This is a genomic window from Streptomyces sp. NPDC044033 (genome assembly GCF_056434425.1).
The window spans coordinates 14,079-27,062 of sequence record NZ_JBWKFF010000034.1 but is presented as its reverse complement, the minus strand read 5'-3'; the positions used below and the strand labels follow the sequence as shown (position 1 = coordinate 27,062).

Genomic DNA, 12,984 nt, shown 5'->3' with positions numbered 1-12,984 from the left:
CCCGCCCGCCGGCCGGTCCCGGCGGCGCGGATGACCCGGGCGGACGTGGCCGTGGTCGGCGGCGGCCCGGCCGGGTCCGCGGTGGCCTGCCACCTCGCCGCCGCGGGCGCCCGCGTCGTCCTCGTCGACGACGGCCGGGGCCCGTGGCGCCCGGTGGGACAGCAGCTGTCCCCGGCAGCCCTGCCTCTGCTGCGCGACCTCGGCGTCGCCGACCGGCTGACGGCCCCGGCCGCCGCCCCCGTCCACGAGGCCCGCAGCGTCTGGTCCCACGAGAGCGCCGTGGATCTGCGGCCCGCCCTGTTCAGCGCGTACGGCCCGCCGCTGGCCGTCGACCGCGCCGCCCTGGACGCCCTCCTGCGCGACGCCGCCCGCCGCGCGGGCGTCCGAACGCTGCGGGCACACGTCAAGGCGGCGGGCGGGCCCGGCGGATGGCACCTGACGGCCGTGTCGCCGGCCGGACGCCCGGAGCCGGTGGCGGGCCCCGCGGCCGTACTGGTCGACGCCACCGGCGCGGCCCGGGCCCTCGCCCGGCGGCTGCACTGGCACTCGGCCGACCGGCTGCGCTGCACCGTCTGGCGCGCCCGCCCCGCCGACGCCGGACGCCAGTCGTGGTCCCTGGTCGAGGCGGTGGCCGACGGCTGGTGGTACAGCGCGCCGACGCCCGGCGGCGGCCTGACGCTGATGCGCGTCCAGGACCGCACAGCCGTACGCGCCGCCCCGACGCCGCCGCCCCGCACCGCCCAGCGCCTGGCGGACCTCCCCCTGCCGCCCCCGGCCGCCGTCCGGGCCGTCCCCGTCGGCTGCGCGGACCCGCCCTGGGCCGACGGCCTGGTCGCGGCGGGCGACGCCGCGCTGGCCCTCGACCCGCTCTCCTCCGCCGGCCTGCACCACGCCCTCGACCTCGCCCGGCCCGCGGCCGCCGCCGCCCTCGGCCTCCTGCGCCGCGACCCGCGCACGGCGACCGCCTACGCCCGCCTCGTCCGGGAGGCGCTCGCCCGGCACCTGGCCCTCCGGCGCGCCGTCCACGCCGCCGCCGCGCCCCGCTACACCGCCGAGCCCTTCTGGCGGCGCCGGGCGTCGGGCGGATAGGCGCCGCCCTCCGGGGAGCCCGCCCCGCCCCGCCCCGCCCCGCCCCGCTCCGTTCCGGCCGGCGGCGATCCGCGACACCGGCCGCAGGAGACGGCGCGCCCCACCGGCCCGTACGGCCGTATGGCCGTACCTCCCCGAGCGGGTCCGGGCAGACGTTATCCGGCCGGGATTCACCCGAAATCCGGATCAGCGCGCGCATCCGGGGCAGAGGCGGTCTGATGGTTCGGTGACCTTCCTCCACCGCCGAGGCGTGCTGCGCGCCGCCGTACGGACCACCGCCGCCGGGGCCGCCGCGGCGCTGCTGCCGGGCTGCGCGCGGGACCACACCGCCGCCGACGCCCGGCACGCGCCGTCGGCCGCCCGGGCCCCGGCGCCCACGCCCGTACCGGCGGCACCGACCTCGACGGCGCCGCGCACGCTGCCCGCGGGCCTCCCGGCCCAGATCGCGCACGGGCCGCGCGCCGGGACCGCGGTGGCCCTCACCTTCCACGGCCGCGGCGATCCGAAGCTCGCGACCGCGCTGCTCACCGAGGCCGAGCGGGCCGGGGCCCGGCTGACCGTGCTGGCCGTCGGCGAATGGCTCGACGAAGCGCCGCGGATGGCCCGCCGGGTGCTGGACGGCGGGCACGAGCTGGGCAACCACACCATGCGCCACCTCGACATCTCCACCATGTCCGACGCCGCCGCGTACGCCGAGATCACCGAGTGCGCCGACCGGCTGCGCCGGCTCACGGGCGGCATCGGCCGCTGGTTCCGGCCCTCCCGCACGCAGTACGCCACCGAGCGGGTCACCCGGCTGGCCGCCAGAGCGGGCTACCCGCACGTCCTGGCGTACGACGTGGACTCCCTCGACTTCACCGACCCGGGCGGCGAGACCGTGCGCCGGACCGTCCTGGCCGCTGTGCGGCCCGGCTCGGTGGTGTCCCTGCACTTCGGGCACGCCGGTACCCTCACCGCGCTGCCCGGCATCCTCGACGGTCTGCACCGGCGCGGGCTCCGCGCCGTGACCACTACGGAGCTGCTGACCTCATGACCGGGCCCACTCCTCGCACCGTCCGCCGGACCGCCCTGCTGGCCGTCGCCGGCGCCCTGCTCGCGGCGGGCTGCGGAGGCGGCGGCTCCTCGAACGAGGCCGCCGACCGCGGCCCGCGGCCGCCCGCCTCCAGCCACCCCCCGAGCGGCGGGCTGCCGGGCATGCCCCCGCTGCTCGACCCGCACGACCTGTACGCGGCGGACCGGCCGAACGCCCTGTCCCCGGTGGTCAAGGACTTCCCGTCCCGGGTGTACGTGCCGAACACCAACTCCAACACGGTGAGCGTCATCGACCCGAAGACGTACAAGGTCATCGAGACGATCCCGGTGGGGAGGCAGCCGCAGCACGTCGTGCCGTCCTGGGACCTGAAGACGCTGTGGGTCAACAACGACCTGGGGCATTCGCTCACGCCGCTGAACCCGGCCACCGGGAAGACCGGCAAGCCGGTCGAGGTCCACGACCCGTACAACCTCTACTTCACGCCGGACGGCAAATACGCCGTGGTCATGGCCTCCATGGACCGCGAACTGGTCTTCCGGGACCCGCACACCATGGCGGTGAGGAAGACCGTCCCGGTGAGCTGCAACGGCGTCAACCATGCCGACTTCTCACCCGACGGCCGGTACTTCATCGTCTCCTGCGAGTTCTCCGGCGAGCTGCTGAAGGTGGACACCGCGGCGATGCGCGTGACCGGCCACCGGAAACTGCCGTTCAAGGGCGCGATGCCGCAGGACGTGAAGATCTCCTCGGACGGCAGGACCTGGTACATCGCCGACATGATGGCCGACGGGGTATGGGTCCTGGACGGCGACAAGTTCACCGAACCGCGCCTGATGCGCACCGGCAAGGGCGCGCACGGGCTCTATGTCTCCCGCGACTCGAAGTCGATGTACATCTCGAACCGCGGCGAGGGCACGATCTCCGTCCTGGACCTGCCCAGCCGCAAACTGGTGAAGAAGTGGAAGCTGCCGGACGGCGGCAGCCCCGACATGGGCGGGGTGTCGGCGGACGGCAAGGTGCTCTGGCTCTCGGGCCGGTACAACTCCGAGGTGTACGCGATCGACACCGGCAGCGGCCGCCAGCTCGCCCGTATCCCCGTCGGCAGCGGCCCGCACGGACTGGCGGTCTACCCGCAGCCCGGCCGCTACTCGCTCGGGCACACGGGGATCTTCCGCTGACGGCGGCGGCGGGGGCGCCGGCCGCCGTCAGCGGCGGGGCGCTGTGGACGACCGGTGCACGGCCGACAGCGGGGCGACGGCGAGGGGTGCGGATCGGGCACTCAGCCCGCGTAGTCGTCCGCCTTGCGCGGCGAGGGGTCCTGGACCGCGCCGCTCAGGAACGCCGCCCGGTTGCCGAACTTCGTGATGTCCACGCCGTGATCCGCCAGCACGTGCAGCGCCGCCTCGTGCACCACCCGCAGCACGGGGGTGGCCGCGCGCATCGCGTCGTCCGCCATGAACCGGTGCCGCCAGGGCTTGTCCGCCCAGGCGTGCCGCAGGCCGAAGGGCTCGGGGAGCTTGAGCTTGCCGCCCCAGTACTCCAGCAGCGGGGGGTACCAGGTGAAGGGGGCGCGCGCCGTCAGCCGGGCGATCTCGCGGGCGTGCACGATCGGCAGCGTCTTGTGGGTCGGCGCCCAGAACTTGAGCCCCTTGATCTCCTTCGTACGGGCCTTGGGCTTGTTCGAGAACATCGGATGCACGGGGCCCAGCGCGTGCCCGGTGATCTCGATGCGCAGGGTCTTGTGCAGGACCGTGACCGTGATCAGCAGGGTGATCACCAGCTGGCCGTCCCACAGCACGAACTGAACGCCCAGGTAGTGCCGGTTGCCGCTGCCGAACTGCTGCTCGTTGCAGATCTTCTGGAGCTCCGAGCCGCGTATCTCGTACGACCCCTTGTCGCCGCCGCCGGGGCGCGAGACCTCCGAGGCGCCCTCGCCGATGGGGGAGACCACCCAGTGCTCCACGAACGGCGGGGTGAAGCCGCCGGTGTGCAGCGGGCTGCGCTCCAGGAGCTGGAGCTGGTCGTGCATCGCCCGCACGACGTCCCAGCTGCGGAAGGGGTGGATCTCCTTGTCCGGATCCCGCGGGATCAGGTCCTCGGCGAGCTGCCAGCTGCCCCAGCGGGTGCCCATGCCGAGTATGCCCTTGGGGCCGGCGTAGTAGACGACGTTGCTGCGCTGTTCCGCGCTGATGTGGGCCAGGCTCTGGCGGAGGCGCTCGGCCGCGCTCTCGCCGGGGTTCTTCGGCACCGCTTCGGGGATCTTCGCGCCCACCCCGCCGCCCGCGAGGAGGCCGCTCCAGCGGTCGCGGAGGTCCTTCGCGGTGCGCTCGCAGACGGATTTCGCCCAGACTCCGCCGATGAGCGGCGCGATGAGCATGGCGCGCAGATAGATGCCCCAGAAGCCGTTGAACGGCAGCCGGATCATGAAGATCACGCCGAGGACGGCGAGTGCGAGGAGCAGCGCCGTGCCCAGCACGCCGGCCCGCTTGTTCTGGGCCCCGGCGATCAGCCGGCGGAGCTGGAAGCCGCCGAGCCACAGCAGCATGCCGGGGAGGAAGAGCAGCCCGAAGACGAGCATGATCACGGTCAGCCGGGTGTCGCGCTGCTTGCGGATGCGCAGCGCGGCCAGGCAGTGCTCGACGACGGTCTGCGGTTCGATGCCGAAGGACTGGATGAGCGGCTTGCGCCCGGCGTCGATCATGCGCTTCTGCACGGCGCGGGAGAACGCCTCGCCCAGGTTGGGTTCGAGCAGCGCGAACCGGGGCTTCTGCACCTCGGAGGTGGCCGTGTCGGAGTTGGCCTTGAGCAGCTCCTCCATCGGGCCGTCCCGGTACGCCGCGGAGGCGATCGCCTGCGTCGCCGCCGTCTGCCCGGCCGCGCCCGAAAGCGGAACCTGTGCCCCCGGGCTGAAGTCGAACGCGTCCCCTATTGTCACTACCGCCCCCAACGCCGCGCACACCTGGTGATGCGGTCTGTTCCCGACTCCTGCCCACGCCACACCTTGTGAGCTGCCGCACCAGCGTATCGGCGGTGTCCACCCCGTGTCGCCGGAGACCGGGAAGCCGCCCGCCGCACATGAGTTGAGGCGGGCGACTTGCGAACTATCGACCGTTCTCGGCCTGTTCCCGGATGCGGTCGGAGAGCTGCGGCGGCATCGGCTCGTGGCGCGCGTACGAACGGCTGAACCGCCCGGTGCCGTGCGAGAGGGACCGCAGGTCCACCGCGTACCGGCCGATCTCGATCTCCGGGATCTCGGCCCGTACGAGCGTCCGCTCCGCCCCCGACTGCTCGGTGCCCACCACCCGGCCGCGCCGCCCGGAGAGGTCGCTCATCACGGCCCCCACATACGCGTCGCCGACCAGCACCCGGACCTCGGCGACCGGCTCCAGCAGGTGGATACGGGCGTCGGCCGCGGCCTCGCGCAGCGCGAGGCCGCCGGCGGTCTGGAAGGCCGCGTCCGAGGAGTCCACCGAGTGGGCCTTGCCGTCGAGCAGGGTGACCCGCACGTCGACGAGGGGGTACCCGGCGGCGAGGCCGCGCGCGGCCTGGGCGCGCACGCCCTTCTCCACGGAGGGGATGAACTGCCGGGGCACGGCGCCGCCCACCACCTTGTCGACGAAGTCGATGCCGGAGCCGGGCGGCAGCGGTTCGACCTCGATCTCGCAGATCGCGTACTGGCCGTGGCCGCCGGACTGCTTGACGTGCCGCCCGCGCCCCGCGGCCTTCCCGCCGAACGTCTCCCGCAGCGAGACCTTGTGCGGTACGGCGTCGACCTGCACGCCGTACCGGGCGCGCAGCCGCTCCAGGGCGACGTCCATATGGGCCTCGCCCAGACACCACAGGACCACCTGATGGGTGTCGGGGTTCTGTTCGAGCCGCATGGTGGGGTCCTCGGCGACCAGGCGGCCGAGCCCTTGCGAGAGCTTGTCCTCGTCGGCCTTGCTGTGCGCCTCGATGGCCACGGGCAGCAGCGGGTCCGGCATCACCCAGGGCTCCATGAGGAGCGGTTCGTCCTTGGCGGAGAGGGTGTCGCCGGTCTCCGCGCGGCTCAGCTTCGCCACACAGGCCAGGTCGCCCGCGATGGCCTCCGGGACGGAGCGCTGCACCTTGCCGAACGGCGAGGACAGGGCGCCGACCCGCTCGTCGACGTCGTGGTCCTCGTGGCCGCGGTCCTGGAGGCCGTGCCCCGAGACATGCACGGTCTCGTCCGGGCGCAGGGTCCCGGAGAACACCCTGACCAGCGAGATCCGGCCGACGTACGGGTCGGAGGAGGTCTTGACGACCTCCGCGGCCAGCGGGCCCGCCGGATCGCAGGCCAGCGGGGCCCGCCGGGCGCCGCTCGGATGCGTGACGGCGGGCGCCTCGCGCTCCAGCGGGGTGGGGAACCCGCCGGTGATCAGGTCCAGCAGCTCGACGGTGCCCAGGCCCTGCCGGGCGCCCTCGGCGGCGGGGGCGGCGGCCAGGACGGGGTGGAACCGGCCGCGCGCCACGGCGCGTTCGAGGTCTTCCACGAGCGTTTTGACGTCGACTTCCGCGCCGCTGAGGTAGCGGTCCATGAGGGTCTCGTCCTCGCTCTCGGCGATGATCCCCTCGATGAGCCGGTTGCGCGCCTCCTCGATCAGCGGCAGGTGCTCCGCGTCCGGCGGGTTGTCGGTCCGTACGCCCGTGGAGTAGTCGAAGACCCGCTGGGAGAGCAGCCCGATGAGCCCGGTGACGGCCGGGTGGCCGTCGGCGCTCTGGATGCCGCGCAGCGGCAGATACAAGGGCAGCACGGAGTCGGGGGAGTCGCCGCCGAGGGCCCGCCGGCAGACCGCCGTCATCTCCTCGAAGTCGGCGCGCGCGGCCTCCAGATGGGTCACGACCAGGGCGCGCGGCATGTTCACCGCGGCGCACTCGTCCCACACCATGCGGGTGGCGCCGTCCACGCCGTCGGCGGCCGAAACGATGAAGAGGGCCGCGTCCGCGGCTCGCAGACCGGCCCTCAGCTCCCCGACGAAGTCGGCGTAGCCGGGTGTGTCCAGCAGGTTGATCTTGATGCCGCCCCACTCCACGGGGACCAGCGACAGCTGTACCGAGCGCTGCTGGCGGTGTTCGATCTCGTCGTAGTCGGAGGCACAGCCGCCGTCCTCGACCCGTCCGGCCCTGTTCACCGCGCCGGTCGCCAGCGCCAGGGCCTCCACCAGGGTCGTCTTCCCGGACCCGCTGTGGCCGACCAGCACCACATTTCTCACGGAGCTGGGCCGGTCGGCCGCCACTGCCCTGCCGGCGGCCCCTGGGTGCGTACTCGTCTTGTCGCCCATGTGTCTCGCCTCCCGGTCGACACTGCGGTAGGTCGAGCTTTCCACCGGGGACATGGTGCGTCCATACATCGCACACGCGGCCGTAACGGGACCGGTCGGACGAAGATCAAGTCATCGGCTGGTAATGGACCTTCGGGGCGTGGCCGGAAGGCGGTGGCTGTTCCCGTAGTCCGCCGCCGTCCGCTGTCGCCCCGCCGGTTCCTCAGGTGGGCCCGTGCCGCCGTCAGCGCGAGCAGATCGGGCCCGTGCCGCCGTCAGCGCGAGCCGACCGCGCCCGTGTCCCAGGCCCAGGCCGCGATCTCGACGCGATTGCGCACCCCGAGCTTCGCCTGGACGCTCGCCAGGTGCGTCTTGACCGTGGACAGGGAGAGGGACAGCTCCCGGCAGATCTCGTGGTTGGTCCGCCCGACCGCGACCAGCCGCACCACGTCCGACTCCCGCCCGGTGAGCGGCGCGGGCTCCGCCGCCGCGGGCTTCCGCCGCTGCTCGCCGAGGCGCGCCAGCAGCCGGACGGTCACGGCCGGGGAGACCAGCGCGTCACCGCGCGCCGCCGCCCGTACCGCCTCGATGAGCAGCCCCGGCCCCGCGTCCTTGAGGAGGAAGCCGCACGCCCCGTGCCGCATGGCGGTGTAGAGGTAGTCGTCCTGGTCGAAGGTGGTGACGATGACCACCCGCAGCGGGTCGGCGGCGTCCGGGCCCGCGAGCACCCGGGTCACCTCCAGGCCGTCGAGTCTCGGCATCCGTACGTCCACCAGGCACACGTCGGGGCGCAGCCGGCGGGCGGCCTCGACGCACTCGGCGCCGTCGGCGGCCTCGCCGATCACCGTGATGCTGGGCTGTGCGTCGAGGATCAGCCGGAAGCCGGTACGGACCATCTCCTGGTCGTCGGCGATGAGTACGGTCGTCGTGGAGCTGCTCACGCGGGTGCTCCTGCCACGGGCCCCGCGCCGGCCGGAGCGGGGAAGGCGGCGGCGACCAGCCAGCCGCCGTCGGATGTCGGCTCGGCCCGCAGCTCGCCGTCGACGGCCTCCACCCGCTCCCGCAGCCCGAGCAGGCCGAAGCCGCCGCGCCCGCCGAGGGGCGCGAACCGGCGCTCGGCCGAGGGGGCGTTGCGGACCTGGACGGTGAGCCTCCTCCCGTCCGCGTCGACGCGGACGCCGGCCGTGGGGGCGGCGGGTGCGTGACGGCGCACATTGGTCAGCGCCTCCCGCACCACCCGCTGCACGGACGTCTCCACCTCGGGCCCCAGCCGGGCCCGCCGTGCCGCGTCGGTGACCTCCAGGGCGACCGGCGGTCCGCCATTGCGGGTGAACTCGTCCACGAGGGAAGGGAGTTCGGCCAGCATGTCGCCGGGCCGCAGAGGGGCGCCCTCCTCCTCGCGCAGCACGCGCACCAGCCGCCGCATCGAGTCCAGCGTCTCCGTCCCCGCCCACTCGATGCTGCTCAGCAGCGGGTCGACCTGCTCGGGCGCGGTGTCCCGGATGGTGCGGGCGGCCTGCGCCTGGATGACGATCCCGGTGACGTGGTGGGCGACGAAGTCGTGGAGGTCGCGGGCGAGTTCGCGCCGTTCGCCGTCGCGCACGGCGCTGATGGCGCGGACGCGGCGGCCGTCGAGTACGCGCAGATAGCTGCCGAGCCCGAGGGCGCCGCCGACGAAGAACGTCAGCAGGAAGGAGAAGAAGACCATCAGGTGCAACTCGGCCATGCGCAGCGGCACCACGATGACCGCGAGGCCCAGTGCGGCGCTCAGCGCGACGGCGGCGGCGGGCGGCCCCTCCTTCCGCGCGACGCGCGTCAGGGCCAGCAGCAGGCAGGCGGTCTCCAGGAGTTCCCAGGCGCCGTTCACGATGCGCTCGCCGGGCAGCAGCAGGACGCCGGTCAGCAGCCAGGACAGTACGACAGCGGCGGCGGTCCGCCACGTCAGGCGGCGCGGCCGGCTCTCGGGCAGCAGCACCAGCGCGGCGATCAGCGGCCCGGCCACGGGGAGCAGCCAGGCCCGGGGGCCGGCGCCGGCGTGGCCCGCCCTCGCGGAGGACAGGTCGGCCGCCCACAGCAGGCCGAGGGCCGCGTACAGCGCGCAGACGGCCAGGCGCTGGGCGAGAGGGCGGGGGAGCGGTGTGCGATCTTCCACGTCCCTCAGGCTATGCGGCGACGATCGGCGGAGGGGTCGGCCGATCGGCCGATACGGGCGCGGAGCCCTCGGCCGCCCGGCCGGTCTTCGGGGCGGGATCGCGGGCACGGCGGGCATGGCGGCATGGCGGGATCGCGCCGGGTGGGGAGTTGTCCGTACAGGCGGGGGTCGGAGTCTGCTCGTACGGGCCGGGGCCGGGGTCTGCCCGTACGGGATCGCCCCGCGCGGCGGTCCGTCCGTGCGGGCCGGGGCCGGGGCCGGGACCGGGACCGGGACCGGGGTTTGTCCGTACGGGCCGGGGCGCGGTCTGTCCGTACGGCCGGGGCCGGGGCGGCGGCGCGGGCGCGGCCCGGACGTGAGGCGCCCCGGCCGGGCGCGGCCCGGACATGGGGCACCCCGGCCGGGTGCGGACGCCCCCGGCTGGACGGCCCGGACGGGCGGGGGAACGCACGGGTGTGCGGCGTGTGCCACCGGCGCCCCGCTCCCCGGCGGACCGTGACGAGCGCCATGGTCGCCGGACGCGATGCGTTCGCGGTGTGCGCGTGTCGCGTGACTACGATGGGCCAGCCGGTGGCCCCTTCGCCATTCGGCCCGATTCGACCTCCGGGAAGGCCATGCTGAACAAGTACGCGCGTGCTTTCTTCACGCGTGTTCTCACGCCGTTCGCCGCTCTGCTCATCCGGCTCGGTGTCAGCCCCGACGCGGTGACCCTCATCGGGACCGGCGGTGTCATGGCGGGCGCGCTGGTCTTCTACCCCCAGGGGGAGTTCTTCTGGGGCACCGTCGTCATCACCCTGTTCGTCTTCTCGGACCTGATCGACGGCAACATGGCGCGCCAGCTCGGCCGCTCCAGCCGCTGGGGCGCGTTCCTCGACTCCACGCTGGACCGGGTCGCCGACGCCGCGATCTTCGGCGGCCTCGCGCTCTGGTACGCGGGCGGCGGCGACAGCCTCACGCTCTGCGCGGTGACGCTCTTCTGCCTCGCCAGCGGCCAGGTGGTCTCATACACCAAGGCGCGCGGCGAGGCGATCGGCCTGCCGGTGAACGTCAACGGGCTCGTCGAGCGCGCCGAGCGGCTGGTCATCTCGCTGGTCGCCTGCGGCTTCTCCGGGCTGCACAAGTTCGGCGTGCCCGGCATCCAGGTGCTGCTGCCGATCGCCCTGTGGGCCGTGGCCGCCGGCAGCCTCGTCACGCTGGTGCAGCGGGTGGTGACCGTACGCCGAGAAGCCGCCGAGGCGGATGCGCAGGGGGGCGGAGCCGCGTGAAGGACCAGCTGACCGACGCGCTGTACGGGCTCGGCTGGAGCACCGTCAAGAAGCTGCCCGAATCCGTGGCCGTACGGCTCGGGCAGCGGATCGCCGACACCGCCTGGAAGCGGCGCGGCAAGAGCGTGCTGCGCCTGGAGTCGAACCTCGCCCGGGTGGTCCCCGACGCCACCCCGGCGCGCCTCGCCGAGCTGTCGCGGGCCGGCATGCGCTCGTATCTGCGCTACTGGATGGAGTCCTTCCGGCTGCCGGCCTGGAGCGAGGACCGCATCCGGGACGGCTTCGAGGTGCTGGACGTCCACCACCTGGAGGACGGCCTGGCCAGCGGCCGGGGCGTCGTCCTCGCCCTGCCGCACCTGGGCAACTGGGACCTCGCGGGGGCCTGGGTCACCACCACGCTCGGCGTGCCGTTCACCACGGTCGCCGAGCGGCTGAAGCCGGAGACGCTGTACGACCGGTTCGTCGCCTACCGCGAGGGGCTGGGCATGGAGGTCCTGCCGCACACCGGCGGCAGCGCGTTCGGCACGCTGGCCCGGCGGCTGCGCGCGGGCGGCCTGGTCTGCCTGGTGGCCGACCGGGACCTGTCCGCCTCGGGCGTCGAGGTGAAGTTCTTCGGCGAGACCGCGCGGATGCCCGCGGGCCCTGCCATGCTGGCGCGGCAGACCGGTGCCCTGCTGCTGCCGGTCACGCTCTGGTACGACGGGACACCGGTCATGCGCGGCCGGGTACACCCGGAGGTCGAGGTCCCGGAGACCGGGACCCGCACCGAGCAGGTCGCCGCCATGACGCAGCAGTTGGCCGACGCGTTCGCCTCGGGCATCGCCGAGCACCCGGAGGACTGGCACATGCTCCAGCGGCTGTGGCTCGCCGACCTCGAACCGCGGGCGGAGGGCGGCGGCCCCGAGCCCCGCCCCGGCACCCGCCCCAGACCTGAGCCCCACTCCGATGACAGCTCCGGAACGGAGAAGCCTTGAGGATCGGGATCGTCTGCCCGTACTCGTGGGACGTCCCCGGCGGCGTCCAGTTCCACATCCGCGACCTCGCCGAGCACCTCATCCGGCTGGGCCACGAGGTGTCCGTACTGGCCCCGGCGGATGACGAGACACCGCTGCCGCCGTATGTGGTCTCCGCCGGACGTGCTGTACCGGTGCCCTACAACGGTTCGGTCGCGAGGCTCAATTTCGGTTTCCTGTCGGCCGCCCGCGTGCGCCGCTGGCTGCACGACGGCGCCTTCGACGTGATCCACATCCATGAGCCCGGCACGCCGTCCGTCGGCCTGCTCGCCTGCTGGGCGGCGCAGGGCCCGATCGTGGCGACCTTCCACACCTCCAACCCGCGCTCCCGCTTCATGATCGCCGCGTACCCGATCCTCCAGCCCGCCCTGGAGAAGATCAGCGCGCGCATCGCGGTGAGCGAGTACGCGCGCCGGACCCTGGTCGAACACCTCGGCGGGGACGCCGTCGTCATCCCCAACGGCGTGGACGTCGGCTTCTTCGCCGACGCCGAGCCCAAGGAGGAGTGGCAGGGCTCCACCATCGGCTTCATCGGCCGCATCGACGAGCCGCGCAAGGGCCTGCCGGTCCTGATGCGGGCGCTGCCGGCGATCCTCGCGGAGCGCCCGGAGACCAGGCTGCTGGTCGCCGGGCGCGGTGACGAGGAGGAGGCGGTGGCGAGCCTGCCCGAGGAGATGCGCGGGCGCGTCGAGTTCCTCGGCATGGTCAGCGACGAGGACAAGGCGCGGCTGCTGCGCAGCGTCGATGTGTACGTCGCCCCCAACACCGGCGGCGAGTCCTTCGGGATCATCCTGGTCGAGGCGATGTCGGCGGGGGCGCCGGTGCTCGCCAGCGACCTCGAAGCCTTCGCGCAGGTCCTCGACCAGGGGACGGCGGGCGAGCTGTTCGCCAACGAGGACGCCGACGCGCTCGCGGCGGCGGCGGTGCGGCTGCTCGGCGACCCGAAGCGGCGCACCGAGCTGAGCGAGCACGGCAGCCGGCACGTCCGCCGCTTCGACTGGTCGACGGTGGGCGCGGAGATCCTCTCCGTCTACGAGATGGTCACGGCGGGCGCGGCCTCGGTGGCGGCGGACGAGCGGGTGGGACTGCGGGCGAGGTTCGGGCTGGCCCGGGACTGAGAGGCGAGGGCCGGCCGCCACGAGAGGTGGAGGCC

The 12,984-nt window shown here is 74.1% G+C and carries 10 protein-coding genes; 6 read left to right on the top strand and 4 right to left on the bottom strand.

The genetic code is table 11. The features are described from left to right. The first annotated feature begins 30 nt into the window (after nucleotides 1–30). The 3 genes from AC07AB_RS37170 (at nucleotide 31) to AC07AB_RS37160 (ending at nucleotide 3,300) form a co-directional block, all read left to right on the top strand. Nucleotides 31–1,089: an NAD(P)/FAD-dependent oxidoreductase gene (locus AC07AB_RS37170; RefSeq protein ID WP_478576456.1), complete on the top strand. Its 1,059-nt coding sequence runs from the start codon at nucleotides 31–33 to the stop codon at nucleotides 1,087–1,089. Nucleotides 1,090–1,315: 226 nt separating this feature from the next. Then, nucleotides 1,316–2,122 carry a polysaccharide deacetylase family protein gene (locus AC07AB_RS37165; protein ID WP_478576455.1) on the top strand — a complete coding sequence of 269 codons (807 nt, stop codon included), beginning with the start codon at nucleotides 1,316–1,318 and terminating at the stop codon, nucleotides 2,120–2,122. After that, entirely contained in the window at nucleotides 2,119–3,300 is a 1,182-nt protein-coding gene (locus tag AC07AB_RS37160; protein WP_478576454.1) for a YncE family protein, read from the top strand. The genes AC07AB_RS37165 and AC07AB_RS37160 overlap by 4 nt, the downstream gene beginning before the upstream one ends. 101 nt (nucleotides 3,301–3,401) lie before the next feature. On the opposite strand, the gene AC07AB_RS37155 is transcribed toward AC07AB_RS37160, so the two are convergent. The 4 genes from AC07AB_RS37155 to AC07AB_RS37140 form a co-directional block, all read right to left on the bottom strand. Then, on the bottom strand, nucleotides 3,402–5,051 hold the full coding sequence (locus AC07AB_RS37155) for a hypothetical protein (RefSeq protein WP_478576529.1): 1,650 nt from the start codon (nucleotides 5,049–5,051) through the stop codon (nucleotides 3,402–3,404). Between the two features lie 172 nt (nucleotides 5,052–5,223). Continuing rightward, nucleotides 5,224–7,422 (bottom strand): elongation factor G-like protein EF-G2, encoded by a 2,199-nt coding sequence (locus AC07AB_RS37150; RefSeq protein WP_478576527.1) that lies wholly within the window; start codon nucleotides 7,420–7,422, stop codon nucleotides 5,224–5,226. Nucleotides 7,423–7,676: 254 nt separating this feature from the next. Beyond that, nucleotides 7,677–8,342 carry a response regulator gene (locus AC07AB_RS37145; RefSeq protein WP_478576452.1) on the bottom strand — a complete coding sequence of 222 codons (666 nt, stop codon included), beginning with the start codon at nucleotides 8,340–8,342 and terminating at the stop codon, nucleotides 7,677–7,679. Continuing rightward, nucleotides 8,339–9,553, bottom strand: a complete 1,215-nt coding sequence (locus AC07AB_RS37140; RefSeq protein WP_478576451.1) for a sensor histidine kinase — start codon at nucleotides 9,551–9,553, stop codon at nucleotides 8,339–8,341. The genes AC07AB_RS37145 and AC07AB_RS37140 overlap by 4 nt, the downstream gene beginning before the upstream one ends. A 614-nt stretch (nucleotides 9,554–10,167) precedes the next feature. On the opposite strand from AC07AB_RS37140, the gene pgsA reads away from it, so the two are divergent. From pgsA to AC07AB_RS37125, 3 genes are read left to right on the top strand one after another with little or no spacing between them, the layout of a single operon-like run. Next, nucleotides 10,168–10,818, top strand: a complete 651-nt coding sequence (pgsA, locus tag AC07AB_RS37135; RefSeq protein WP_478576449.1) for a phosphatidylinositol phosphate synthase — start codon at nucleotides 10,168–10,170, stop codon at nucleotides 10,816–10,818. Then, entirely contained in the window at nucleotides 10,815–11,792 is a 978-nt protein-coding gene (locus tag AC07AB_RS37130; protein ID WP_478576447.1) for a phosphatidylinositol mannoside acyltransferase, read from the top strand. The genes pgsA and AC07AB_RS37130 overlap by 4 nt, the downstream gene beginning before the upstream one ends. Continuing rightward, the gene (locus AC07AB_RS37125) at nucleotides 11,789–12,949 is read left to right on the top strand and encodes a glycosyltransferase family 4 protein (RefSeq protein WP_478576446.1); all 1,161 of its coding nucleotides are present in this window, start codon (nucleotides 11,789–11,791) and stop codon (nucleotides 12,947–12,949) included. The genes AC07AB_RS37130 and AC07AB_RS37125 overlap by 4 nt, the downstream gene beginning before the upstream one ends. The last annotated feature ends 35 nt before the right edge of the window (nucleotides 12,950–12,984 follow it).